21 protein-coding genes are annotated in these 25134 nt (G+C 54.7%); 17 read left to right on the forward strand and 4 right to left on the reverse strand.

What is annotated here, in order from left to right; translation table 11 throughout:
- Window positions 1–32 precede the first annotated feature (32 nt).
- Together FYJ52_RS07455 and FYJ52_RS07460 are read right to left on the reverse strand one after the other, a co-directional pair.
- Complete coding sequence (locus FYJ52_RS07455; protein WP_154576597.1) at window positions 33–974, reverse strand: DUF1848 domain-containing protein; 942 nt, start codon at window positions 972–974, stop codon at window positions 33–35.
- A 75-nt stretch (window positions 975–1049) separates the two neighbouring features.
- Window positions 1050–1550 carry a DUF2798 domain-containing protein gene (locus FYJ52_RS07460; RefSeq protein WP_154576598.1) on the reverse strand — a complete coding sequence of 167 codons (501 nt, stop codon included), beginning with the start codon at window positions 1548–1550 and terminating at the stop codon, window positions 1050–1052.
- Window positions 1551–1840: 290 nt separating this feature from the next.
- Here FYJ52_RS07460 and asrA point away from each other — a divergent pair, with 290 nt between their 5' ends.
- From asrA to FYJ52_RS07495, 7 genes are all read left to right on the forward strand, one after another.
- Window positions 1841–2857 (forward strand): anaerobic sulfite reductase subunit AsrA, encoded by a 1017-nt coding sequence (gene asrA / locus FYJ52_RS07465; RefSeq protein ID WP_154576599.1) that lies wholly within the window; start codon window positions 1841–1843, stop codon window positions 2855–2857.
- Complete coding sequence (gene asrB / locus FYJ52_RS07470) at window positions 2850–3653, forward strand: anaerobic sulfite reductase subunit AsrB (RefSeq protein ID WP_154576600.1); 804 nt, start codon at window positions 2850–2852, stop codon at window positions 3651–3653. The genes asrA and asrB overlap by 8 nt, the downstream gene beginning before the upstream one ends.
- 9 nt (window positions 3654–3662) lie before the next feature.
- Entirely contained in the window at window positions 3663–4703 is a 1041-nt protein-coding gene (gene asrC, locus FYJ52_RS07475; protein WP_154576601.1) for a sulfite reductase subunit C, read from the forward strand.
- Window positions 4704–4861: 158 nt separating this feature from the next.
- Entirely contained in the window at window positions 4862–6112 is a 1251-nt protein-coding gene (gene pepT, locus FYJ52_RS07480) for a peptidase T (RefSeq protein ID WP_154576602.1), read from the forward strand.
- Window positions 6113–6122: 10 nt separating this feature from the next.
- Window positions 6123–7436 (forward strand): C1 family peptidase, encoded by a 1314-nt coding sequence (locus FYJ52_RS07485; RefSeq protein ID WP_154576603.1) that lies wholly within the window; start codon window positions 6123–6125, stop codon window positions 7434–7436.
- Window positions 7437–7479: 43 nt separating this feature from the next.
- Window positions 7480–7956 (forward strand): pyridoxamine 5'-phosphate oxidase family protein, encoded by a 477-nt coding sequence (locus FYJ52_RS07490; RefSeq protein ID WP_154576604.1) that lies wholly within the window; start codon window positions 7480–7482, stop codon window positions 7954–7956.
- Window positions 7946–9316, forward strand: a complete 1371-nt coding sequence (locus tag FYJ52_RS07495; protein ID WP_154576605.1) for an MATE family efflux transporter — start codon at window positions 7946–7948, stop codon at window positions 9314–9316. Before FYJ52_RS07490 ends, FYJ52_RS07495 begins: the two co-directional genes overlap by 11 nt.
- 7 nt (window positions 9317–9323) lie before the next feature.
- On the opposite strand, the gene FYJ52_RS07500 is transcribed toward FYJ52_RS07495, so the two are convergent.
- A complete protein-coding gene (locus tag FYJ52_RS07500; protein ID WP_154576606.1) occupies window positions 9324–10337 on the reverse strand; it encodes a helix-turn-helix domain-containing protein in 1014 nt (337 codons plus the stop codon).
- 222 nt (window positions 10338–10559) lie between these two features.
- Here FYJ52_RS07500 and FYJ52_RS07505 point away from each other — a divergent pair, with 222 nt between their 5' ends.
- The 5 genes from FYJ52_RS07505 (at window position 10560) to FYJ52_RS07525 (ending at window position 17727) form a co-directional block, all read left to right on the forward strand.
- On the forward strand, window positions 10560–13139 hold the full coding sequence (locus FYJ52_RS07505) for a PEP/pyruvate-binding domain-containing protein (RefSeq protein WP_154576607.1): 2580 nt from the start codon (window positions 10560–10562) through the stop codon (window positions 13137–13139).
- A gap of 97 nt (window positions 13140–13236) precedes the next feature.
- Entirely contained in the window at window positions 13237–14250 is a 1014-nt protein-coding gene (locus FYJ52_RS07510) for an NAD(P)-dependent oxidoreductase (protein ID WP_154576608.1), read from the forward strand.
- Entirely contained in the window at window positions 14247–16436 is a 2190-nt protein-coding gene (locus tag FYJ52_RS07515) for a SulP family inorganic anion transporter (protein ID WP_154576609.1), read from the forward strand. Before FYJ52_RS07510 ends, FYJ52_RS07515 begins: the two co-directional genes overlap by 4 nt.
- 48 nt (window positions 16437–16484) lie before the next feature.
- A complete protein-coding gene (locus FYJ52_RS07520; RefSeq protein ID WP_408003709.1) occupies window positions 16485–17156 on the forward strand; it encodes a Maf family protein in 672 nt (223 codons plus the stop codon).
- Between the two features lies 1 nt (window position 17157).
- Window positions 17158–17727 (forward strand): xanthine phosphoribosyltransferase, encoded by a 570-nt coding sequence (locus tag FYJ52_RS07525; RefSeq protein WP_154576610.1) that lies wholly within the window; start codon window positions 17158–17160, stop codon window positions 17725–17727.
- A 69-nt stretch (window positions 17728–17796) separates the two neighbouring features.
- Here FYJ52_RS07525 and FYJ52_RS07530 read toward each other — a convergent pair whose 3' ends face one another.
- Window positions 17797–19299, reverse strand: a complete 1503-nt coding sequence (locus FYJ52_RS07530) for an IMP dehydrogenase (protein WP_154576611.1) — start codon at window positions 19297–19299, stop codon at window positions 17797–17799.
- 198 nt (window positions 19300–19497) lie between these two features.
- Here FYJ52_RS07530 and recD2 point away from each other — a divergent pair, with 198 nt between their 5' ends.
- From recD2 to rapZ, 5 genes are all read left to right on the forward strand, one after another.
- Entirely contained in the window at window positions 19498–21708 is a 2211-nt protein-coding gene (recD2, locus tag FYJ52_RS07535) for an SF1B family DNA helicase RecD2 (protein ID WP_154576612.1), read from the forward strand.
- Window positions 21705–22448 carry a ComF family protein gene (locus FYJ52_RS07540; RefSeq protein WP_154576613.1) on the forward strand — a complete coding sequence of 248 codons (744 nt, stop codon included), beginning with the start codon at window positions 21705–21707 and terminating at the stop codon, window positions 22446–22448. Before recD2 ends, FYJ52_RS07540 begins: the two co-directional genes overlap by 4 nt.
- A 74-nt stretch (window positions 22449–22522) precedes the next feature.
- Window positions 22523–23461, forward strand: coding sequence for a UDP-N-acetylmuramate dehydrogenase (murB, locus tag FYJ52_RS07545; protein WP_154576614.1), 939 nt, complete (start codon window positions 22523–22525; stop codon window positions 23459–23461).
- The gene (locus FYJ52_RS07550) at window positions 23451–24191 is read left to right on the forward strand and encodes a PHP domain-containing protein (protein WP_154576615.1); all 741 of its coding nucleotides are present in this window, start codon (window positions 23451–23453) and stop codon (window positions 24189–24191) included. Before murB ends, FYJ52_RS07550 begins: the two co-directional genes overlap by 11 nt.
- A 40-nt stretch (window positions 24192–24231) precedes the next feature.
- Window positions 24232–25101 (forward strand): RNase adapter RapZ, encoded by an 870-nt coding sequence (gene rapZ, locus FYJ52_RS07555; RefSeq protein WP_154576616.1) that lies wholly within the window; start codon window positions 24232–24234, stop codon window positions 25099–25101.
- Window positions 25102–25134 lie beyond the last annotated feature (33 nt).

Raw genomic sequence — 25134 nt, forward strand, 5'->3', positions numbered from 1 at the left:
GTTAAATCACTGCTGGTAAAAGGCTAAAAAATTTAGAATAAGGTGAGCTGACCGGTCATCCAGGAGGTATGGTGGGCGTCGTGCAGGATATCGTCCGGCAGCGAGCCGCCGATTAAAAACGGTGCGGCGGGGTCGTGTTTACGGTAATTGGTTCGAACGGTTTCTAAATCGTAATTGGCGTAGCAGTACCTGCAGCCGTGGGGGCAGGTGTTGTAGGCGCCAATGTCGTAGCCAGTGATGCAGGGACAGCCGGCCAGGGCGCCGGTGCCGGCGCCAATCCGAGAGGCCGGTGGGTCGATCGCTTCGTGGTAGAGGCGCTCGACCTTTTCTTTTGTCATACATCCGGAGCAGTCGAATCCGACAGCGGCGAGATCGCCGTTGGACGCACAGGCGCAGGGGATCATGCCGTGGGCGCGGCAGCTTTTGACAATGGCCGCGCTGATGGCCTGGCGCTGCGACGCCGTAATCGGGGTGACCTCAGGAAAATTTTTACGAACCTTTTGATACAGATCGATAAAATTGATGACGCAGCGGTGTGTGGCGTCCTCCAGCGCCGACGCGAGTTTTTCGAAGGCGTCGATGTGGTAGGCGACACTGTATTGGCCGGTTACGAAAATTGGATCGTACCGCCACTCGACGCGGTCTGCCCCGACGCGGCGGGACAGCGCTTTGAAGGCGCGGATGATGTCCCGCTTGTCCGGGACGTTCGGCTCGATATCCCGTTGATAGGGCGTGAGGGTGATATGCCAGAAAGTGCGGAAGGCCTTAAGCCGGTCGAGGCGGCTCAGCATCGGTTCGGGATTTTTCGTTAAAAAGTAAAAAATGTCGACAACATCGGGCGTGAGCCGATATTGCGACACGTGCTGGGGATAATAGGGATTGCGGACCAGGACTCGGCCGTCGGCAATCCGATTGTAAAACCAATCGCTGTAAAACGCCGGGATGTCCGTGCGCATGCTGGAATATAAAATCATCGGTCCGCCTCCCTTGTTTTTGATTTAAGTCTAACACAGTTGTCAACAAGAGGGCGGACCCGCTGCAGACGGCGATTATTCGGAGATACTTTCAGCGGCAGCGGGAGCCTGACGCTTTTGTCTTCTGAAGATCAGGCGGAAGCACAGACGCCCGAGCGGGCCGCCGAAAAAGATCTGCCAAGCCAGTGCCATCGGGAAATTCATGGCCGTGGTCTGAAGCCACATGCCGACAAATCCGGACTGCGCGAAGTTTTTGAAAAGCAGCGTCGCGACGAAGCTCATTGCCGGGCACATCAGGCAGACGGTCAGCGAGCATCGGATTAAAAGGATCCAGATGAACGGCATGTCTTTTGTGACGACGCGGTTTGTCAGGTAGATGACCGGTCTTTCCATCACGAACATTTCCAGCACGATGGCCACCGGCCACATGATTCTCAGCTCAGAGAAGGCCATCAGGAAGACCTGATTGGTCATGCCGCCGATGTTCAGCGAAATGTTGTAGCAGATCATCGCGTAAACCATGATGAAAGCCATGATGACGGTAAAAATAAAGTTTTCAAATTTGTTTTTAGGCATAAAAAAACTCCTCTCGTGATCACCGTGTTGTTCGTTATCACTTCAGGAGTGTGCGTTTCCAATTTCACCGATATTGAATTTGCTTTGCATTTTATCACGGCCCTGTCGTTTTGTAAAGCGGATTGTAAAATTATTTGAAAATTTTCAAAAATAATTGATAAAATTTACACGAATTAAACAATTAATGACCATATCGTTGTAAAAACAACAGACAAAAAAAAAAAAAAATGCTAAAATTAACACAGAAATGGTTTGCATAATAAAATTATGCTAATACAGAAGGAGGATTTATGGGTTATATTGCCGATCGGGAGCAATTTTCAGATTTCATCGACAAGCTGAAAGAAGATTACGAAATCTGGGCACCGAAGAAGTTTAAGGGCGGGGGACGCTTTTCCGACACGGATGCGGTCCGCTACGCTGTCATCGAATCGCCGGACGAAATTGAGTTGAACGAAAAGTCCGCGTATTCGTGGAAAGAGGCGGTACTGCCGCCATCAGAAACGTTGTTTTATTTCGCGGAAAATCACGCCGGCGAAACAGAAGGGCCAGCCAAGAAAAAACTGGTATTTCTGAGAAGCTGTGATCTGGCCGCGGTGAAACGGATGGATCAAATCTACATGAAAAACGGCGATCCGGACTATTACTATGAAAGAAGACGCAAGGACATGGCCTTTGCCTTAATCGGCTGTTCTGAATCCTGCGAAAACGGATTCTGCGTGTCGATGCAGTCCAACATGGCCGACAATTACGACTTCAGTGTCGATTTGGTAGACGGTCATTATCGTCTGGACTGCAAAAAGGAAGCCTGGGACGAATTGTTAAAGATGGCTGGCGCGGCATCTGCAGACGTTGTCCCGCAGCGGGTCACTGAAAATAAGGTGAAGGTGAACATCCCAGAAGACTTGAGCTACAAGGTCGGCATGAGTTCGATGTGGGATCAGTACGACAGCCGCTGCATCAACTGCGGCCGCTGCAATCTCGTGTGCCCGACCTGCACCTGCTTTACGATGCAGGATGTGTTTTACGACGACAACGGCAAAGTCGGCGAACGGCGCCGGGTTCAGGCCTCCTGCATGGTCGACGGGTACACCGACGTGGCCGGCGGCGGAAGCTACCGTCAGAAAAATGGCCAGCGGATGCGCTTTAAAACCCTGCACAAGGTGTTGGATTTCAGAGAACGCTTTGGCTATCAGATGTGCGTGGGCTGCGGCCGATGCGACGACATTTGCCCGGAATACATTTCATTTTCAAATATCATCAACCACCTGGAAGACGGCATGAAGGAGGTGCGCGGCAATGACTAAGAATCAATACATTCCATTTGCTTCAAAAATTGAAAAAGTCATCCGTCACACCCAGACCGAATACACCTTCCGGATGCATTTTGACGGGGCGAAGGAAAAGGTCAAACCAGGCCAATTCTTTGAAATCTCTATGCCGAAATACGGCGAAGCGCCGATTTCAGTCAGCGGGATCGGCGACGACACCATCGATTTCACGATCCGCCGTGTCGGCGTCGTGACCAACGAGGTCTTTGAACACTACGAAGGCGACAGCCTTTTGATCCGCGGGCCTTACGGCAATGGCTTTCAATTTTCCGATTACGACGGCTCCGAATTGATCGTGGTCGCCGGCGGGACTGGGGTTTCACCGGTTCGCGGTGTCATCGATCATTACGCCCATCATCCAGAAGCTGTGGACGGCATGACGGCCATTGTCGGGTTTAAATCACCGGACGACATGCTGTTCCGCGACGATTTGAAATATTGGGACGCACACATCGATTTGAGAATGACCGTGGACAGCGCGAAGGGTCAGCCAGGCTACCGCGAAGGATTTGTCACAGCGGTTGTGCCGGAACTGACGCCGAAAAATTTGGCGAACACGAAGGCGATTGTCGTCGGGCCGCCGCCGATGATGCGCTTTACCATCGCAGGATTGATCGAACTGGGAATACCGGAAGAAAATATCTGGCTGTCTCAGGAACGGAAAATGTGCTGCGGTCTCGGCAAATGCGGCCACTGTAAAATCGGCAACACTTACGTCTGCATCGACGGTCCGGTTTTCCCGTATCTGAAGAGCAAGACAATGGTCGACTAGGAGGACACGATGGACATCAATACCAAAAAATTAAAAAAGAACGCCTTCCGCGTAACTAAAAACAGAGGGATCACCTCGTCACGAGTTCGGGTGCCCGGCGGCTTCCTTAAGGCAGAATATCTTGGCAAAATTCAGGAAATTGCAGAGAAATACGGCAACGGCCACGTCAATCTGACGGCGCGCCAGGGCTTCGAAATTCCAGGCATTCCCTTTGAAAAAATGGGTGAAGTTAACGCGGCGCTTCAGGAAATCATCGACGGGACCGACGTCAACCAAACAGGTAAGGAACGAGGTGAAGGCTATCCGGCATCCGGGACGCGCAACGTCTCAGCCTGCGTCGGCAACCGCGTCTGTCCTTACGCCTGCTACGACACGACGGCCTTTGCCCAGCGCATTGAAAAGGTCATTTTCCCGAATGACCTCCACGTCAAAATCGTTTTAACCGGCTGCCCCAACGACTGTCAAAAAGTCAGAATGGCCGACATCGGCATCATGGGCATGACCGAGCCCCACCTCGATCCGGAACGCTGCATCAGCTGCGGCGCCTGCATCAAAGCCTGCCGCTCCAAATCTGTCGACGCGCTGGAAAAAGTGCGTTTCCGTCCGCAGCGCGACGCTTACAAATGTATTGGCTGCGGCGAATGCATCAATGCCTGCCCGAATTTGGCCTGGACGCGGAGCCAGAAAAAGTATTACCGCGTGACGCTCCTCGGCCGAACCGGGAAGAAGAATCCGAGAATGGGTGTCGATTTTATCAAATGGGCGGACGAAGACAGCATCATTCAGATTATCAAAAACGTCTACGACTACACCGCACATTACATCAACCCCGATTCACCGGGCGGCAAGGAACACATCGGCTATATCGTCGACCGCACCGGCACCGAGGAATTCCTGAAATGGGCGTTGAAGGACGTCCACCTTCCGGAAATTGCGGAAGTCTACACGCCGCTGAATTGGAACGGCATCGAATACGCGCACAATAAGTATTTCGGCAATCAGCGCTACCATGCGGACGGCACGATTGTGACGGATTTCAGCGAAAAATAAGTATTGGTTTAAATATCACATACCGGCTTCGGCCGGTATTTTTTTGTTTTACGTGAAAATGTTTACGGTGCATTTGCCGTGGCGGGGCCCTCTTTCCTGTGATAAACTAAAGTGAAGCAAACATTTAAAATAATTTGATTAAGAAAGGATGGCTGAATATGAACACAGAGGCATTGATTCAGCGCTTTTTACATTACGTGTCGTTCGACACGCAGTCGGATGAAGAGAACGATCAGGTCTGTCCGAGCACACCGGGACAGCTGGTCTTCGCACAGGCCTTAGCCCAAGAGTTAACACGCATCGGCATGCAGGAGGTTGAGCTGGACGCCAACGGCTACATCATGGCGACACTGCCGGCAAATGTGGCTGAGGACGGGCCGGTCGTCGGCTTGATCGCCCATATGGACACGTCTCCGGACGCGCCTGGAAAAGACGTGCACCCGCAGATTGTCCGAAATTACGACGGCGGCGACGTGGTGCTGAATGTCGAAAAGAACATCGTGTTTTCGACGGCGGCTTTCCCAGAAGTGACCCAATACGCGGGGCAGGACGTGATCTTTACTGACGGCACGACGCTCCTCGGCGCCGACGATAAAGCTGGTGTGACGGCGATTGTCAGCGCGATGGAAGAGCTGATTCAGCATCCGGAAATAAAACACGGAAAAATCCGCGTGGCCTTTACACCGGATGAGGAAACGGGTCGGAGCCCGCTCCACTTCGATGTCGATCGTTTTGGCGCCGATTTTGCTTTCACCGTGGACGGCGGCGAGCTGGGCGGACTGGAATACGAAAATTTCAACGCCGAAAATCCTGTGGTGACCTTTTGCGGGAGAAGCGTGCACACCGGCGACGCCAAGGGGAAAATGATCAACGCGCTGTCGGTGGCTTCGGAGTGGCAGCAGATGTTGCCGGCTGGCGAAAAGCCGGAATACACCGAAGGGCGTGAGGGCTTTTTCCACGTCTACAAAATTGAGGGTGACGTCGAAAAATGCACGATGCACATGCTGGTCCGCGACCACGACTGGGCGCGGTTTGACGCGCGCAAGGCGCTGCTCGACCAGATAGCCGCCTTTCTGAACCAGAAATACGGCGCGGGCACCGTCACAGTTACCCATCACGACGTGTATTTCAACATGCTCGAAAAAATCGCAGACGGCCACATGGATGTGGTGGATTTGGCAAAGACCGCGATGAAGGCGGCAGGCGTCACGCCGGTCGTCAGTCCGATCCGCGGCGGCACCGACGGCGCTCAGCTGTCCTTCCGCGGGCTGCCCTGTCCCAATTTGTTTACAGGCGGGGCGAACTTTCACGGCCGCTTTGAATACCTGCCGACTGCGTCGCTGAGAAAGGCGTGCGAGACAGTTGTCGAAATCGCGAAGCGGGCGTATCGACTGAAAAAAGAAGCGTAGAGGTAAAAATATGGAAAAAGAAATTACAGAAGCAGTATTGAAGCAGTTTGGCGACAATTACCGCCAAGACGAAACGGCACAGACGCTGAACGCCGCGCTGAGCCGAACGGATTTGGAACAGCTGGCGTACGTGCCGGCCGCGGCGGCCAAGCTCAAGGGTGCCTTTTCGGTAGAAGTCAAAACCCGCGGCGTGACGTCTCAGGAACGGTCGGGGCGGTGCTGGCTGTTTGCGGCGCTGAACATCCTCAGGGAACAGGTGGCTGAAAAATGCCAGCTTGAAAATTTTGAACTGTCCCAAAATTATTTATCCTTTTACGATAAATTGGAAAAGGCCAATAATTTCCTTCAGATGGTCATCGACCACGCCGACGAACCGATCAAGGGGCAGCTGATGCAGTACGTGCTCCGCGGCATGACCGATGGCGGCTACTGGTGCGAAGCGGCGGATCTGGTTGAAAAGTACGGCGTCGTACCGAAGGCGGTGCAGCCGGAAACCTATCAGTCGAACCACACGGCACAGTTTGTCTCGACGCTGAACCGCTTGTTGAGAAAGGACGCGGCAGAGCTGCGCGAGCTGGTCCAGGCCGGGAAGGACCCTTATCCCAGAAAACAGGAAATGCTGCTGGAGGTTTACCGCGCGGAATGTATCGCCTTCGGTCAGCCGGTCACCGTCTTTGATTTCGAATATAAAGACAAGGACGACAATTACTACATCGACCGCGGCTTGACGCCCCAGGCATTTTATCACAAATACGTGGGACTGCCGCTGCGGGAACTGGCGGCAGTGATCAATGAGCCGACGGCCGACAAGAAAATGGACACCCCCATTCGTTTTCACGCGATTGAAAACATGATCGGGCGGGACATGGAGGCGCTGAACCTCTCGGCTGACGCGATGGAAGCCCTGTGCGTCAAACAGCTTCAGGGCGGCGAACCGGTTTGGTTCGCGTGCGATGCCGGTGCCTTTGGCATGCGCAAGGAAGGCATCTGGGACCCAGACAGCTCAAAAATCGAAGCCCTGCTCGGCGGCTTCTCTGTGGATTTCCCGAAGGGCAAGCGCCTGGACTACAACGCCAGCTCGGCGACCCACGCGATGCTGCTGACCGGTGTGCACTTCGACGCGGACGGGAAGCCCGACCGTTGGAAAATTGAAAATTCCTGGGGCGACGACGTGGGCGACAAAGGATACTTTGTCTGCTCTGAAAAATATTTCAGAGATTACGTCTACGAAGCCGTCATCGACAAAAAACATTTCACGCCAGACCAGCTGAAGATGTTAGAAAAGGAACCGGTGATCATCAACGCCTGGGACGAAGATTATTGATCATGCGGATGGAACCTCATCACACAAAAGAAAGAAGAAAATCATGATACGAAAAATGAGAAGATTTAAGCAGGAACTGACTGCTGAAGCGTGCGAAGCCATTTTATTAAATGCAAAGCGGGGCGTACTCGCGGTGCTCGGGGATGACGACTATCCCTATACCGTTCCGATGAATTACGTTTACGACCCGAAAGCGCAGGTCATTTATTTTCACGGGGCTCACGAAGGTCATAAAATCGATGCGATTGCCAAGCATCCGAAGGTGTCCTTTTGTGTCATGGACCAGGGCACGCCGGACGAAGACGGCTGGTTTCAATACGTGAACAGCGTCGTCGTATTTGGGACCATCGCGCCGGTGGAAGACCGCGAAAAATCCATCGATATCACCCGGGAAATAGCGGAAAAATACTATCCGGATCAGGAAAGCGCGGCGCGCGAGGTCAAAAAGGACGGCGCGCGGGCCTTGTGCTTAGCGATCAAAGCGGCACACATCACCGGGAAAAGGGTTCATGAAAAGTAAGGATCGGGCTGGCGCCGGGCGCAGCATCGACATGATCCACGGCTCGATTTGGAACAAGCTGCCGATTTTTGCGCTGCCTGTCGCGGCGACGTCTATTTTGGAACAGCTGTTCAACGCGGCGGATCTCGCAGTGGTCGGGCGGTTCACTGGAAAAATGGGCACGCTCTCGATGGCGGCGGTCGGCGCGAACACCCCTGTGACCGGCCTGATCTTAAATCTTTTTCTCGGAATTTCACTGGGCGCAAACGTCGTCATTGCTCACGCGGTCGGTGAAGGCCGGGATGACACGGTGCAGAAGGCCGTTGGTACCGCCGTACTCTTTTCGTTTTTCGCCGGTGTCGTGGTTACGATTTGCGGCGAAATTTTCGCGCCGATGATCCTGCGCTCGATGAGCGTGCCGGAAAAGGTGCTGCCGCTGGCCGTGCTGTATTTGCGCATCTATCTGGTCGGCCTGCCGGTGATCTTTCTTTACAATTTCGAGGCGGCCATTTTCAGGGCGATCGGCAAGACGCAGATGCCGTTAATGGCCCTCGTCGTGTCAGGGGCGCTCAACGTCGTGCTGAATCTGATATTCGTCATCGGATTCAAGCGTACCGTGGATGGTGTCGCAACGGCGACAGTCATCGCCAATTGTGTTTCCTCGGCCTTTTTGTTCTGGCGCTTGATGCGGGAACAGACGGTTATTCATTTGGCGCGGCAGCGGCTTCGCGTGGATTGGGCAACGCTTAAACGGATTTTGCGGATCGGCCTGCCCGCGGGCATTCAGTCAGCCGTCTTCTGTGTGGCCAATATTGTCATTCAGTCGGCCGTCAATTCCTTAGGTGCGGCGGTCATGGCGGGCTCCAGTGCGGCGCTGAATCTGGAATATCTGATTTACGCGAGTATTCTCGCTTACGGTCAGGCATCGACCACCTTTGTCGGGCAGAACGACGGCGCGGGAAAGCCAGACCGCTGTGTGCGCGTCATGTGGCTGTGCCTGATCGAGAGCTTCATCGTGTGCGGCGCCTTCATGGCACTCATCTGGACCTTTGCGAAACCGCTGCTCGGCCTGTTCAATACAGATCCGCGCGTCATTCATTACGGCTACGTGAAGCTCGGCCTATTGTTTTCCGGTTATTTCTTCGCGATTGTGTACGAGGTGATGTCGGGCTATTTGAGGGGCTTCGGCATTTCACTGCTGCCGGCGGTGCTGACGATTTTCGGCGTCTGCGTGTTCAGACTGCTGTGGATTTTTCTGTACTTCCCGAGCCATCACACCTTCCGCCAGCTGATGATGGCCTATCCGATCAGTTTCGGCATTACGATGATTTTAATCGGCACGGCCCTGATTATCCGCCGGCCGGCGCGCAGACGGAATTAAAACAGGTTTAAGGACGGGGACGGCGCTTTAATATGATCACTTGAATGATGGCGAGAACGGCCGCTGCGGCAAGGAGAATCAGACCGATATCGGGGGCAATATTGCCAGAATTTGATCGATTTGCGTTGAAGACAACCCGAAAGCCGTATCCCTCGAGCGCTTCGATGAGTGCATTGGTAAAAAGACAAAACGCCGCGCCGATGGTGAGTCCGGCGCTGATTTTAAAGGGAACGGGCCAGCAGGTGTAGTGCGCGACGATAAATACGCCCCAGATCAGCGCGAGCATTGAGGCCGTTGAGGCGATCGGCACGGCAGGGTGTCCATCGCCGTAAAAAAACTGTCCGAAAATCACGAGCAGACCGATTAATGCGGAGTCGACGCCGAGACAAAATGCAGCTTTGTGACGCATAAAAGGGAAATCCCAATCTGCGTATGCCAGAATAATTGGCAGGAATACGCTGAGCAGGCCGAGGGCCGTTCCGGGCAGGGCCATCCAGAGCCAATGCGGATCGTTCGTGGGGCTGACGATTCGGGCGATGATTTCCAGCAGTAAAAGCGAAGCGAAGCTGGCGGCAAAACACTTGACGCCTTTGTCATTTTCTGCAAGCATTGGCACGTCGATCAGAGAGAACAACAAGGCGCACGCACCAAAAGTGTAGGCGAAAGTAGTTAAGCCGTTTCCCGTAGTGATCCCCCAGGTCAATGTGCCGAAGAGCATCGCGGCGTAAATGATACAGGTGACGCACAGCCAGATCGTCTTATTGCGTTTGTAGCGTCGGGCTTGTTCCTCGATTTGGCGCTGACGCCAATCGTCACTGGCGGTGAAGAGCTCGTGCTCTGAAATATGAAGGGCTTCACACAAAGGGCTGACGAGGGTCATGTCCGGATAGGACAGCCCGCGTTCCCATTTGCTGACCGCCGATTCGGAGACGAAGAGCTGGGCAGCCAGCTCTTTCTGGGTCATGCCCAGATTTTTTCTCTTGTTCTGAATATATTTGCCTAAACTTTTCTTTTCTTCCATCAGGATACCTCCAATGTTTTAGCAGGGCGCCGCTGCGTTTTAAGATTTAGGCTTATCATAATTTGACGGCGCACAGCTGTCAAGCATACGGGACTCGACTGTCGGTCGAGTCCTTATTTTATGCGGGTTTCAGGGAGGAGAAAGAAAATCAGTCGACGAATAATGAGCCGCGTGATACAATAAAAGAAAACGCAAACAATTATGAAACAGGGGGGTAACAAAATGGCAGCATTTGACCGCATTCCATCCGGCATCCCAGAGATGGACAAGGTGCTCGACAACATCCGGCTCGGCGACAATGTGGTGTGGCGGGTGTCCGATCTTGACGTTTTCAAAGCCTTTGTCAATCCCTACGTCAGGCAGGCCGTCGCAGACGGGCGGCATGTCGTCTACGTGCGCTTCGCTGCCCACGATTCGCTGATTGACGATTTGACGGGCGTGGAAGTGGTTCAGGTCGAATTGTCCCATCGGTTCGAGACTTTCACCGTCGATATTCACAACATCATCGAACAGCGTGGCAAGGACGTGTTTTACGTCTTCGATTGCCTCTCAGAGCTGCAGACCGCCTGGTCGACGGATTTGATGATGGGCAATTTCTTTCAGGTGACCTGTCCTTTTCTTTTTGAAATGGACACCGTGGCGTATTTTCCGCTGATGCGGGGCAAACATTCCTTAAAGGCTGTGGCGAAAATCCGCGACACGGCTCAGATTTTCCTGGATGCCTACGACGACGGCACGAATATTTACGTGCGGCCGGAAAAGGTGTGGCGCCGGTTTTCTGAAACGATGTTTCTGCCCCAGCTCTATCAGCCAAAGGACGGAACGTTCCGCCCGATCCTCGACGGGGTGCAGGCCAGCCAGTTTTATCGGGCGCTGAATCGGGAACGATGGCCGGGCAGAGAACAGAACAGCGACGCCTGGGACCGATTCTTTGACCGGACCATGGAACAGTTTGAAAACGGCCAAGATGTTTCCGAGGAAAAGAGCCGGATGTGCCGGATCATGATCACCCGGGACGAACGGCTGCGGCCGCTGGTGCGTAAGTATTTCAAGCTCGAAGACTATTTCGACGTGCGCCTGCGGATGGTGGGGACCGGACTCATCGGCGGCAAAGCCTGCGGGATGCTCCTCGCGCGGAAAATTGTCGAGCGCAACTGCCCGGAGATCGCGGCGCGGCTCGAGCCCCACGATTCGTTTTATGTGGGCTCCGACGTCTTTTATTCGTATATCGTTGAAAATCATTTCTGGGATTTACGCGTGCGCCAGCGCCGCCCGGAAGAATACTTTTCCCTGGCCGGACCCCTGGCCGAAAAGCTTCGGACAGGCAAATTCACCAAAGAGATGGAGGATCAATTCTGCAAGCTCTTGGAATATTTCGGCCAAGACCCCATTATCGTGCGCTCCAGCAGCATCCTGGAGGATGGCTTCGGCAATGCCTTTGCGGGCAAATACGAATCCGTCTTCTGCGCCAATACCGGCCCGATGGAAACGCGGCTCGCCGAATTTGAAGACGCAGTCCGCCAGGTCTACGCCAGCACGATGAGCTTGTCGGCGCTGACTTACCGCAAGGACCGCGGCTTGGATCAGCGGGATGAACAGATGGCGCTTTTGGTGCAGCGCGTTTCCGGCTCCTATTACGGCAATGTGTACATGCCTTGCGCGGCCGGTGTCGGTTATTCCTACAGCCCCTATCGATTTTTAAAGGATCTCGATCCCGAAGCCGGGATGCTCAGACTGGTGATGGGGCTCGGCACGTCGGCCGTCGACCGGACCGAGGGCTCCTATCCAAGGCTCGTCAGTCTCGACAAGCCAGAGGTCGTGTCGGCGGTCAGTTCGGCAGAAAAGCACCGTTACTCTCAGCGCGGCGTCGAATACATCAGCAGCAAGACCCGCAAGGTGGAGCAGGCGTTGTCCAACCGGATTGAGCCGCTGCTGCCGGCGTACATGAAAAAGCTGCTCTTCGAGCACGATTGGGATGCGGAGCGTCAATTCCGGGAACGGGGCAGCAATCGCGAGATTCTGTTCGTTTCCTGCGCGGGGCTTGTGAAAAATAAGGCGCTGATGCAGGACATGCGGGAAATGATGGCCGAAATTCAGCGGGTTTACCAATACCCGGTGGATATCGAGTTCACCATCAATCTGGCGGAGGACGGCACCTACGTCATCAACCTGCTGCAGTGCCGGCCGCTTCAGGTTTTCAAAGACGACGGCGAGACCGACATGCCCGAGACATTTTCACCGGACAAGGTTGTCCTCGAGTGTGATGGCGCGTCGATGGGGCTGTCTCTGACCCAGAAAATCGACGCTGTGGCCTACGTCGATCCGGTCGCGTATTACGAAATGCCCTACGTCGACAAGACACGCGTCGCCAAAGTCATCGGTCAGATCAACTGGCACTTTAAAAAATCTGGCAGGCATTTAATCCTGATGGTGCCCGGGCGGGTTGGCACATCCTCGCCGGAGCTCGGTGTGCCGACGATGTTTTCCGATATCGACGGGTTCGACGCGGTGTTCGAAATTGCCGACTCCCGCGCCGGCTACAGTCCGGAACTTTCCTACGGCAGCCACATTTTCCAGGATCTCGTTGAAGCGAAAATTTTGTATACCGCGGTTTTCGAAAATGAGAAAACGAAAATATTCGACCCAGAAAAATTCAAAGATCTGCCGAACAGGATCGCCGAAGTGATTCAGGATACGACCCATATTGAGGGTGTGGTTAGCCTATTCGACACGGCTCAGGCTGGGCTGACCGTTTATCACGACATGTCGGCGCAGCGGCTTGTCTTGGCGTTTGATGCGTAGTTCATTTCAGCTCTGGCTTCAGGCCAGAGCTTTTCTATGCAGAAAATCCATTCCATGTTAAAATAGAAGTAATTTTGATAGAAAGAATAGTGAAAAAATGAAGATTTTACATATTGGAAAGCGGGGCAATCTGCAGCGCTTTACCCAGAAAAGCAGTATTTTACGGACTATGACGCTGGTGGACGTCCCGATGAATGAGCCGGTATCGGCGTATTTGAAAGATGGCGCCGACGCAGATTTTATCATCGCGGACGCGATGGCGCCGGTGACAGGGGAGTTGATCCAAAGCATGCCGAATCTGAAGCTCATTCATTCCGAAGGCGTTGCTTACAACAGTTTCGATTTGGAGGCGGCGGACGCGTGCGGTGTCTACGTCTGCAATTCCAAAGGAATGAATGCGGTCGCCGTGGCGGAACAGGCCGTGCTCCTCATGGTTGGCATGCTCAGAAATGTGGCCCAGGGTGATGCCGCAGTTCGAGCCGGCCATCAAATTGAAATGAAGGAAGGCTACATGGTCAGGAGTGACTTGCGGGAGCTTTCGGAATTTTCGATCGGCCTCATTGGCTACGGTGACATCGCCCGCGAGACCGCGAGGCTGGTCCGGGCCTACGGCGTTTCGACGATTTACTACAACAAGCGGCACCGCCTGAATCCAGAAGAAGAAAAGGCACAGGGCGTCATCTACAAGCCGATGGATGAGCTGCTCCAAGCGAGCGGCATCGTCAGCCTCCATCTGCCGGTCAACGCGGAGACGACCCATTTTGCGAACCGCCGGTTTTTCGAGCTGATGCAGCCGGGCAGCTATCTGGTCAATACGGCTCGGGGTGAGCTCGTGGACGATCAGGCGCTGATCGACGCCCTAGCGTCGGGGAAACTCGCGATGGCGGGGCTGGACACACTGGACGGCGAGCCGGTCCAGACCAGTCATCCGCTGTTGTGTCAGTCCGCTTCCGTTGAAAAGAAATTGCTCTTCAGCCCCCACATCGGCGGCATTACCGCCCAGAGCTTTGCCAGAAGCTACGCGATGGCCGATGCAGATATTCGCGCGGTTCTGGAAGGCAGACGGCCGGCGCGCGTGGTCAATCACGTTGAACAGGGGAGGGCGCAATGAAAGTCTTCCCGACGATTCTCGGACAAAGGATCAACATCAAAAACGACATCGTGGCCGGGCTGATCACAGCGGCTGTGTCCATTCCGATTTCCATGGGCTACGCGCAGATTGCCGGGCTTCCCGCGGTCTACGGGCTTTACGGATCGGTGCTGCCGATTCTGTTTTTTGCGCTGATGTCGACGTCGCCCCACATGATTTTCGGGGTCGACGCGGCGCCGGCCGCACTGACCGGATCGGTTCTCGTCTCCCTTGGCATCGCGGCAGAGTCGGCAGCGGCGCTGAAGGCTGTGCCGTTAATCACCCTGTGCACCGCCTGCTGGCTGCTGGTCTTTTCTGTGCTGCGCTTCGGCCATTTCGTGCGCTACATTTCAGAGGCCGTCATGGGCGGCTTCATCACGGGCATCGGCGTCGAAATCATCACGATGCAGGTGCCCAAGCTCTTTGGCGGGCCGGTGGGCCACGGCGAGCTGCCGGAGCTGATCGTCCACATCGTGCACAGCGCCGCCGCGTTTAACGGCGTATCCTTCGCCCTGGGCGCGGGGACGTTGGCCGTGCTGCTCGCCAGCCGCAAATGGCTGCCGAAGTTTCCGATGGCGGTGGTCGTGATGTTCGCCGGGGCGCTGCTCAATTGGCGGATCAATTTGACCCGTTTCGGCGTCGCGACCCTGCCCAGCGTGTCGCCGGGGCTGCCCCATTTTGTCAATCCCGCGGCGGCAGCCGGGGTGCTGCCGATGGATACGATCATTAAGTACAGCATGACGATTGCACTGGTGATTACGGCGGAGACCCTTCTTTCCTCCAGCAACATGGCAGAGCGCAAGGGCGTCACGCTTAAACCCAATCAAGGGATTTTGGCTTACGCTCTCGGCAATTTCGCGGCGGCGTTCACGGGCTGCTGCCCAGTCAATGGGTCCGTTTCCCGAATGGGGATCGCCGATCAATTTGGCAGCGATTCTCAGCTCACCGGGATTGTGGCCGGTCTTGCGATGATCGCGATTCTGCTTTTCGGGACCGGATTTATCGGTTTTCTGCCGGTGCCGGTGCTGACGGCGATCGTAATTTCAGCGCTGCTGGGCATTTTGGAAATCGACGAGGCCGTGCATTTGGCTAAAATCGATTGGCGCGAATTCATGATTTTTGTCGGGGCGTTCTGCGGCGTCGTGCTGCTCGGCACCATTTACGGCGTCGTCATCGGCGTGGCGTTGTCCTTTGTGGTGGTGCTGATGCGGACGATGACACCGCCCCGCACCTTCCTCGGCGTGATGCCGGGGCAGCTCCGGTTTTACGATCTGCGTACTGCGCAGGGGGCCAAGCCCATCGCTGGCGCGGTGCTCTACCGGTTTTCGTCTAATTTATATTTCGCCAATTACGATTTGTTCGAAGAAGATATTTTAGGTGCCATTCGTCCCGACACGAAGACGGTGATCGTCGACGCGTCCGGAATCACGAGTATCGATTATACAGCGGCGAAAAAAATAGACGCCCTTTACAAACGGTTAAAGGACCGCGGCATCCGCCTCTATTTGACAGAGCACATCAGCAGCGTGAACCAGACCCTGCGTGAAGCGGACCGGGACGCGATGATCCAGGAGGGAAGCGTGGTGCGGACGATGACCGGCGCGCTTTTGGCGGCTGGCTATCATCCGCCCTATCCGGTGGAAGGCGGCGAAAGCAATTCGCCGAATTTAAAGCGTTCACGCCGGCATTTGCTGCTGCACGATATTGAATGGGCCTTTGGCGACAAGGCCAACGATGAAATTGCGGCCTACGTCCAGGCCATCGTCGCCCATTGGCAGCAGTCTGAAGAGGCAGGAGACAGTCTGGAAGCCTTCATGCGGCACTCACCGGTCTGGCAGCATTTAAACGGCGTCCGCGAAGACGATTTGCTCGAACATTTGCAGCAGCGCATCGGGGCCATTGCGAAAAAGCTGGACCTTAGTGCTGAGGAGATTCAAAAAGCCTTGGGCGAAAGACGCCGCCAGATCGCCGAACAGATGAAGCGGGAGGACCCGCAGATGTACGCCATGCTCAAGGCGCACCGCGGCGAATTGGACGAATTTGAACGCGGTCTGGGAAAATCGCGGTTGAACGGACGGAAAATTTCCGGACTTGACAATCTGCGCGACTATCTGCACGATTTGAGACATCTCATCGACCGGCACAATCAAACCCCAAAAGATAAATAACGGATCACAAGATCAAGCGAATCACAATAGTGAAGGAGTCAATAAAAAATGGAAAGACAGACATCAGAAGAAGCAAAAAAGAGTAACGCCACGGCAGAGGCCTGCGGCATGGCGGAGATGAAGAAAAAACAAGACCTCCCCATTGTACTGGCTTCCCAGTCGCCGCGGCGCAGGGCACTGCTCCGGCAGGTCGGCATCGATCCGGTGGTCATGCCGTCGACGATCGACGAAGGGATCGAAACGACCGATCCGGAGGAAGCGGTCAAAACGCTGTCCCGGCAGAAGGCAGAGAACGTCGCGGACCAACTCAACGCCCGCGCGCTGATCATCGCGGCGGATACCGTCGTCGCGGCAGAAGGCAAAATTCTCGGCAAGCCGAAAAATCACGAAGAGGCGGCCGAGATGATCTGCATGATCGAAGGCAAAACCCATCAGGTTTACACCGGCGTGACCTTGATGCTCTCTGAGGGCGGCAGGACGCCCGTCACCTTTGCCGAAAAGACCGACGTGCACGTCTACCCGATGACGGCGGACGAAATCGCCGCCTACGCCAGCACCGACGAACCGATGGACAAGGCGGGCGGTTACGCGATACAAGGGGCGTTTTCCGCCTATATCCGCGGGATTGACGGGGATTACACCAATGTCGTCGGGCTGCCGGTGGGCGCACTGTATCAGGCCCTCAAGGCTTTTATTTCAAAGGCTGAAAAGGAAGTGTAAGATGGAATTACTCAAACAGCGCATCCTAAAAGACGGCGAAATTCAGGACGGCGGGATTTTAAAAGTGGGCAGCTTCCTCAACCATCAGATCGATATTGAGCTCATGGATGAAATCGGCCGGGCTTTTTATGAACTGTACAAAGACGCCGGCATCAATAAAATCATGACCATCGAAGCGTCGGGCATTGCCATCGCGTCGATGACGGCCCGGCATTTTAAAGCACCGGTGGTTTTTGCCAAAAAGGCGAAAAGTTTAAACCTCGGCAGTCAGGTTTACACGTCGCGGGTGCATTCTTTTACTTACGACAGAGATTATGATGTCACCGTCGACAAACGCTATTTGACGAAAGCGGACCGGGTTTTGATCGTCGACGATTTTATGGCCCGGGGCAAGGCCATGACCGGGCTGTTAGATATCTGCCGGCAGGCTGGGAGCGAAGTCTGCGGCGTCGGCATCTGCATCGAGAAAGGCTTTCAAGGCGGCGGAGACGCCCTGAGGGAACAGGGGGTCCGGGTCGAAAGCCTCGCCATAGTGGCGCACATCGAAAATGGAAAAATTGTTTTTAGATAAAATTTTGGTGAGATAAAAATAAACCCCGAAAGCAAAAGCTTTCGGGGTTTTGGTTTGGTTTAAGTTTTATTATCTGACTTTGCTGTCGTCTTTGAGGATGACGTCGTGTGCGCCGCCTTCGGTGATACTGGTGGCTGAAACGACCGTCAGCTTGGCTTTGCTCTGGAATTCCGGAATATTCAGAGCGCCGCAGTTGCACATGGTCGAGCGGATCTTGGAGAGGGTGCCGGTCACGTTGTCGTGCAGGCTTCCGGCGTAGGGGACGTAGGAGTCAACCCCTTCTTCGAAGGAGAGGGCCTTTTTGCCGCCCAAGTCGTAGCGCTGCCAGTTGCGGGCGCGGCTGCTGCCTTCGCCCCAGTATTCCTTCATGTAGTTGCCGTTGATGGTGACGACACGGGTCGGGCTTTCGTCAAAACGGGAGAAGTAACGGCCGAGCATGACGAAGTCTGCGCCCATGGCCAGCGCCAAGGTGATGTGGTGGTCGTAGACGATGCCGCCGTCGGAGCAGATCGGAATGTAGACGCCGGTTTCTTTGTAGTATTCGTCGCGGGCTTTGGCCACTTCGATGACAGCGGTCGCCTGTCCGCGGCCGATGCCCTTCTGTTCGCGGGTGATGCAGATGGAACCGCCGCCGATCCCGATTTTGATGAAATCAGCGCCGCAGTCGGCGAGGAAACGGAACCCTTCCGCGTCGACGACGTTGCCGGCACCGACTTTAACAGAATCGCCGTAATGTTCGCGAATCCATTGGAGAGTCAGTTTCTGCCATTCAGAGAACCCTTCGGAGGAGTCGATACACAGCACATCCGCGCCGGCGTCGATCAGGGCCGGAACGCGTTCGGCGTAGTCGCGGGTGTTGATCCCGGCGCCGACGATGTAGCGCTTTTTCGCGTCGAGCAGTTCCAGCGGGTTGGATTTATGGACAGAATAGTCTTTGCGGAAAACGAAATAAGCCAAGGTGCCGTCTTCGTTTAAAATCGGCAAAGTGTTTAATTTGTGATCCCAGATGATGTTGTTCGCTTCTTTCAAGGATGTGCCGATGGGCGCGGAAACCACCTTGTCCTTCGGGGTCATAAAAGTTTTGATCTTGGTGGATGGATCCATTCGGCTGACACGGTAGTCGCGGCTGGTGACGATGCCGAGGAATTTTCCGTTGGCGGTGCCGTCGCTGGTGATGGCGATGGTGGAGTGGCCGGTGTGCTGTTTGATATCCAGGCAGTCAGCCATCGTATCTTCTGGTGACAGGTTGGTGTCAGAGGGAACAAAGCCCGCTTTGTAGGCCTTGACCCGGGCGACCATTTCGGCTTCGTCTTCGACGGACTGGGAACCGTAGATGAATGAGAGGCCGCCTTCCTGGGCGAGGGCGATGGCCATCTTTTCGCCGGAAACCGCCTGCATAATGGCGGAGGTCATGGGGATGTTCAGGGACAGCGCCGGTTCTTCCCCTTTCTTGAATTTGACCAGCGGGGTCTTTAAATCGACATTGTCAGGGATACATTCAGATGAGGAGTAGCCTGGGACAAGCAAATATTCGTTAAATGTACGGGACGGTTCTTCATAAATCTGTGCCATATAATTCTCCTTGTTATGTGAAATAAAAGTAAATAAACGAACGACAAATCACAATAATAAATTGTTGCGAATAAAATTTTAATTATTATAGTGGTTTTTTTCGGGGGTGTCAAGAAAAGGGGCGGCTGGAAAATCGTTGCAGGAAGAAAGCGCCGTCGTGTATAATAAAAATGAATCAAAACGAGAAAAGAGGATGGGATGGAAAAGCTTAGCGGATCATTGGAAAATGTCGTTTTTCATAACGATGAAAATGGCTATACCGTGGCCGATCTCGACGCCGACGGGGAAATGGTGACCGTCGTCGGACATATGGTGACAGTTGAGCTGGGCACCCATCTGACACTTTTGGGCAAATGGACCAATCACCTGGTTTACGGCCGTCAGTTTCAGTTTGAGCATTACCGCGTCGACTTGCCGACGACGGAGGAGGGGCTGATTCAATATCTCGGCAGCGGTCTGCTGCCGGGGATCGGGCCGAAGACGGCGGCGCAGATCGTCGAGCGTTTTGGACAGGAGACGCTGCGCGTGCTGGACGACGATCCGTCCCGGCTTTTGGAAATTCCCGGCATCGGCAAAAAGACGTTAAGCCGAATCCTCGGCGCTTACCAGGATCAGCGGGATATCCGGAAGGTCCTCATTGAATTTCAGGAATACGGCGTCTCGTCGAAAATGGCGATGAAGCTTTACAACGCCTACCACGATCAGACGGTGGCGATTCTGCTCGAGGATCCCTACCGCATTGTTCGGGATATCCGCGGCGTCGGCTTTAAAGCGGCGGATCAACTGGCTGAAAAACTGGGCGTCGACAAAGACAACAGCAAGCGCATTCAGGCCGGTGTCGTCCAGGCCCTGAGAGAGTGCTACGCGCAGGGCAACACGTACATGAACGAAGGGGAACTCATCGCGCGGGCCCAGACGCTTCTGGGCGTCGCCAGGGAAACCGTCGAGGGGGGCGTCCGGGATACGATTATCAGCGGCGGCGCTCATATGGACGACCTCGACGGCAAGCGGATCTATTACCCGATGGGGCTTTACGAAGCGGAGGATGCCACGGCACTCATGCTGACGCAGCTGGCAGAGAGCCATTTTCAGACGGACGCTATCGATGTGGGCGAAGCCATTGACCGCTACGAAAGACACATGGCCATCACCCTCGACGAGGCGCAGCGCAACGCGATCAAGACCGCCGTTGAGGCAGGGCTGGTCGTCATCACAGGCGGCCCGGGCACCGGGAAGACGACGATCATCAACGGCATTTTAAACATTTTAAAAAGCATGCGGCTGTCCGTTCAGCTCGCGGCGCCGACGGGGCGCGCGGCGAAGCGCATGACAGAAACCACCGGCGAGGAAGCGAAAACCCTGCACCGTCTGCTGGAATATCATTACGACGACAACGCACTGACGCCGACCTTCGAGCGCAATGGGGACAATCCGCTGGAGCTGAACGCGCTGATCGTCGACGAGGCGTCGATGATCGATATTGTCTTGATGAAAAGCCTGCTGGAAGCGATCGAAGAGGGCACACGCTTGATTTTGGTGGGCGACGCCGATCAGCTGCCCTCAGTGGGGCCGGGCAATGTGCTCAGCGATATCATTGAAAGCGGCATTGCGCCGGTCGTCCGGCTGACACGGATTTACCGGCAATCGGAAAAAAGTCAGATTTCCGTCAACGCCAAGGCCATTAACGAGGGCCGCGTGCCCCGGATCGACAACCAGTCGGATTTTGTGCTGATCCCTGAAAAAAATCAAGAGGGCATCGAACAGACGGTCCTCGATCTTTTGGGCTACCGGCTGAAGGACAACGCCGGCATCGACGTGGTGCACGACGTCCAGGTGATTTCACCGGTGAAAAAAGGCCTGGTGGGGACGATCGCCCTCAATCAGAAAATTCAAAGCATCCTCAATCCGGCCTCGCCCCGGAAAAACGAGCACACCTTCGGGCCGGTCGTCTTTCGCGAGGGCGATAAAGTCATGCAGATTCGCAACAACTACCAGATGAAATGGCAGGACACCCTGACCTTTGAAGAGGGCGACGGCGTTTACAACGGCGACATCGGCACCGTGAAGCAGATTGCCGACGACAAGCATCAGATGACGGTGGCCTTCACAGACGGCCGTGACGCGGTTTACGGCTTCGACCAGCTGGACGAGCTCTCCCACGCCTTCGCGATGACGGTGCACAAGAGCCAGGGCTCGGAATTTCCCGTGGTCATCATGCCGATGATCGGCGGATCGCCGCTCTTTTTAAATCGAAAGCTTTTGTACACCGGCGTCACTCGGGCCAAGCGGATGATCATCCTCGTCGGGCGGCCAGAGCATTTTATCCGGATGATTCAGTCCGACGACAGCCGCAAGCGGAAAACAGGTCTGGTCTTCCGCATCGCGCGCTACCGGGATTTATTGTCATGAACACAAAAAAACTCGAGCCGTTGAAACGGCTGTTATTGATCGATAACGACCGCTGCCCGGTCTGCAAAAAAATTTTGTGGAAAAAAGAACAATACCTCTGCGGACAATGTCAGCGGGCATTGCCGAAAAACGACGCGCGGACGTGCCGCCGGTGCGGCCGGCCGCTGATCTCAGACGATGCCGATCTCTGCCAAACGTGCAGGAGCAATGGGGATCGGCCTGTCGACCGCGGCTGGGTGTGGCTGGTCTACGGCCGGACAGCGGAGCAGATCGCAGCCGGATTTAAATTCAAACATCAGAAAACACTCGCCTTCTGGGCCGGCACGCAGATGGCAGCAGGTCTCGCGGATTGTCCGTGGATCGGGGGCATCGACGTGCTGGTGCCGGTGCCGCTGCATCCCAATCGGCTGGCTGAGCGGGGATACAATCAGAGCGAACAGCTCGCCGCAGGCATCGCCGCCGCCCTTAAGGCAAAGGGTCTGGACATCCCGATGGACACAGGGTGTTTGAAGCGCCTTGTCGATACGCCCCACCAATTGGGACAACCGGCGGCTTTCCGCCTTAAAAACGTCAAAAGCGCCTTTGCCGTCGCTGAGGCCGAGGGGATTCGCGGGAAACAGATCGCCCTCGTCGACGACGTCATGACGACCGGCGCGACCCTTGACGCCTGTGCAGCGGCGCTGAAGGCAGCCGGCGCGTCGTCTGTCGCGCTGATCACTTTTTCGGCCGTAGCATCGTAATTTTTAAACCCTTTTTAATGATGCTGTGATATGATCGTCGGAATTGCAAAAAATAAAGGAGCTGAAACAAGCTTATGAAATATCAATTCGATAAAAATAAAGTTAAAAATAAATTGCTGGAAATCGTCAGCAGCGATCAATTGCTGACAGACAGCCTGATGCGGGATCATACGACATTTCGCGTAGGCGGGCCGGCGGATTTCATCGTTTTTCCGGAAAATCAGGAGCAGCTGGCCGAAATTGCAGGGCTTTGCTGTACCAATGAGATTCCCTTCTTTTTAATGGGAAACGGCAGCAATTTATTGGTTCGGGACGGCGGGTTCCGCGGCGTCATCATCAACACGCGGCAGATGACGACGGTCGTGACAGACGGCAGCCGTGTCGTGGCGCAGGCGGGCGCATTGCTGCGCGCTGTGGCAAAAGAAGCGTTGGCCCACAGCTTGAAGGGCTTCGAATTTGCATCGGGCATTCCGGGGACCATCGGGGGAGCGGCGATCATGAACGCCGGCGCTTACGGCGGCGAGATGAAGGATGTCATCGCGAAGGTGCACATCATGACGCCGGACGGCAAATTTGAAACGGTGGACGGCCGCGATTGTCATTTTGGCTATCGTCAGAGCCGCATGCGCGATGCCTGCGAAGTGGTCACTGCGGTAGAACTGGCCCTGGAGCCTGGGGATCCGGAGACGATCCGGGCGAGAATGCAGGAATTGAATCAGCGCCGGCGCGATAAACAGCCTCTCAATTACCCGAGTGCCGGCAGTACGTTTAAGCGGCCGGAGGGTTATTTTGCCGGCAAGCTGATTCAGGACGCCGGGCTGAAGGGCTACCGGGTCGGCGGCGCAATGGTCAGCCAGAAGCACAGCGGTTTCGTCATCAACGCGGACGGCGCGACGGCGGCCGATGTCCTCCAGCTGATCGGGGACGTCCAGCGCAAAGTGAAGGCGCAATTCGGCGTGGATCTCGAACCGGAAGTCATCACCATTGGAGAAGATATCGGCGATGAAAATTAAGGCGGATCTGCACACCCACACGACGTTCAGCCACGGCAAAAATTCCATCGAGGAAATGGTCAATCGGGCGCGCCAGCTGGGACTTCAAGAAATTGTCATCTCTGATCACGGCCGAAGCCACCCCCTTTACGGCGTTAAGCCCTACAACTTCCGCGTGATGCGCGAAGAAATCGACCGGCTCAACGAAAAATATTCGGACATCCAGATTTACTTGTCCGTGGAGTCCAATATCACGGGGAAAGACGGGACGATTGATATTGGCGAAGAAGAGAGACAGTACTGCGACTGGATTTACGCCGGGTATCACTGGGTGTATATCCCGCACCGGTTTTCGGATTTCTTCACGTTTAAGCTGCGCAATTACCTGACAAAAGTGCTGCCTTTTTTGAAGGCAGGGAGCCGCCGGGCCAATACGCAGACCTATTTAAAAATGATGGATCGTTACGATTTGAAGATGATCACCCATCCGGGAGATAAGTGCCCGATCGATGTAGAGGCTGTGGCGAAAAAGGCGGCCGAAAAGCACGTGATTTTGGAAATCAATCCGCGGCACCACCATTTGAACGTCGAGGAATTGAAACGTGCGGCGAAGTACGGCGGCACCTTCGCCATCAATTCGGATGCCCATTCAACGGATCGGGTTGCCGACGTGGCTGAGGGCATCGCCTGGGCAGCGGCTTCTGGAATTCCGCAGGAGCAGATTATCAATCTCGCACAAGATGAAATGTAAAAGGTAAGCAGCAAAGCGTTAGAAAGTCAGGTAAACGAGAATGAAAACTTTGATTATTACAGGTTTATCCGGAGCAGGTAAATCAAAAGCAATTAATATATTGGAAGATGAAGGCTTTTTCTGTGTCGACAATGTACCGGTTCATCTCGTTTTGACTTTTATCGGGCTGTGCCGAAACAGGGGATCTGAATTCGAACGCCTGGCCATCGTGACCGATATCCGCGGTTCTGGCGCAGATCAGGACATGACGGAGACCTTCGACCATTTTGCCGGCAACCTTCCGACAGATGTCGAGGTGCTCTTTCTCGAGGCGGATACACAGGAATTGGTGCGCCGCTATCAGGTTTCAAGGCGCAAGCATCCGCTTTTGGATCAGGCCAATACATTGGTCGGCGCCATCGAAATGGAACGGGGCATTTTGAAAGAACTGCGCACGCGCGCGGATTATATCATCGACACGACGAGCCTCGCTGTCAACGATCTGAAAAAACTGATTTTAAACATGCTCGCGCTGGAGAAAAAGAATACGGAGGTGGGCGTCAAGGTCTCGTCCTTTGGCTTTAAATACGGCATGCCCATTTCGGCCGACTTTGTTTTCGACGTGCGCTTTCTGCCCAATCCCTATTACAAATCGGAGCTGCGAAGGCTGACCGGGGAGGACGAGGCAGTTCAAAATTACGTGATGCAGTTCCCGCAGTCGAAGGTTTATTTTGAAAAGGTGCTGGACTTGATCAAGACGACCATTCCCCATTATGAGGAAGTAAACAAGCAATACGTGGAAATTGCCTTCGGCTGTACCGGCGGCAGACACCGCTCGGTCACTTTTGCCTGCCTCTTGAGCGAGGCGCTTCGAAAGGAAAATATCCCCGTGAGTTTGTCCCACCGCGATATTGACAAAGATCTTCGCTGAGCATAGCATAACGAAAATCCCAATGGAGTAGCC

The sequence above is a fragment of the Pseudoramibacter porci genome, assembly GCF_009696145.1.
Classification (GTDB): Bacteria; Bacillota; Clostridia; order Eubacteriales; family Eubacteriaceae; genus Pseudoramibacter; species Pseudoramibacter porci.

Bases quoted from the DNA above. Each gene is read 5' to 3' on its own strand.
- FYJ52_RS07455 (WP_154576597.1), bottom strand. From the start codon at position 974: ATGATTTTATATTCCAGCATGCGCACGGACATCCCGGCGTTTTACAGC.
- FYJ52_RS07460 (WP_154576598.1), bottom strand. From the start codon at position 1,550: ATGCCTAAAAACAAATTTGAAAACTTTATTTTTACCGTCATCATGGCT.
- asrA (WP_154576599.1), top strand. From the start codon at position 1,841: ATGGGTTATATTGCCGATCGGGAGCAATTTTCAGATTTCATCGACAAG.
- asrB (WP_154576600.1), top strand. From the start codon at position 2,850: ATGACTAAGAATCAATACATTCCATTTGCTTCAAAAATTGAAAAAGTC.
- asrC (WP_154576601.1), top strand. From the start codon at position 3,663: ATGGACATCAATACCAAAAAATTAAAAAAGAACGCCTTCCGCGTAACT.
- pepT (WP_154576602.1), top strand. From the start codon at position 4,862: ATGAACACAGAGGCATTGATTCAGCGCTTTTTACATTACGTGTCGTTC.
- FYJ52_RS07485 (WP_154576603.1), top strand. From the start codon at position 6,123: ATGGAAAAAGAAATTACAGAAGCAGTATTGAAGCAGTTTGGCGACAAT.
- FYJ52_RS07490 (WP_154576604.1), top strand. From the start codon at position 7,480: ATGATACGAAAAATGAGAAGATTTAAGCAGGAACTGACTGCTGAAGCG.
- FYJ52_RS07495 (WP_154576605.1), top strand. From the start codon at position 7,946: ATGAAAAGTAAGGATCGGGCTGGCGCCGGGCGCAGCATCGACATGATC.
- FYJ52_RS07500 (WP_154576606.1), bottom strand. From the start codon at position 10,337: ATGGAAGAAAAGAAAAGTTTAGGCAAATATATTCAGAACAAGAGAAAA.
- FYJ52_RS07505 (WP_154576607.1), top strand. From the start codon at position 10,560: ATGGCAGCATTTGACCGCATTCCATCCGGCATCCCAGAGATGGACAAG.
- FYJ52_RS07510 (WP_154576608.1), top strand. From the start codon at position 13,237: ATGAAGATTTTACATATTGGAAAGCGGGGCAATCTGCAGCGCTTTACC.
- FYJ52_RS07515 (WP_154576609.1), top strand. From the start codon at position 14,247: ATGAAAGTCTTCCCGACGATTCTCGGACAAAGGATCAACATCAAAAAC.
- FYJ52_RS07520 (WP_408003709.1), top strand. From the start codon at position 16,485: ATGGAAAGACAGACATCAGAAGAAGCAAAAAAGAGTAACGCCACGGCA.
- FYJ52_RS07525 (WP_154576610.1), top strand. From the start codon at position 17,158: ATGGAATTACTCAAACAGCGCATCCTAAAAGACGGCGAAATTCAGGAC.
- FYJ52_RS07530 (WP_154576611.1), bottom strand. From the start codon at position 19,299: ATGGCACAGATTTATGAAGAACCGTCCCGTACATTTAACGAATATTTG.
- recD2 (WP_154576612.1), top strand. From the start codon at position 19,498: ATGGAAAAGCTTAGCGGATCATTGGAAAATGTCGTTTTTCATAACGAT.
- FYJ52_RS07540 (WP_154576613.1), top strand. From the start codon at position 21,705: ATGAACACAAAAAAACTCGAGCCGTTGAAACGGCTGTTATTGATCGAT.
- murB (WP_154576614.1), top strand. From the start codon at position 22,523: ATGAAATATCAATTCGATAAAAATAAAGTTAAAAATAAATTGCTGGAA.
- FYJ52_RS07550 (WP_154576615.1), top strand. From the start codon at position 23,451: ATGAAAATTAAGGCGGATCTGCACACCCACACGACGTTCAGCCACGGC.
- rapZ (WP_154576616.1), top strand. From the start codon at position 24,232: ATGAAAACTTTGATTATTACAGGTTTATCCGGAGCAGGTAAATCAAAA.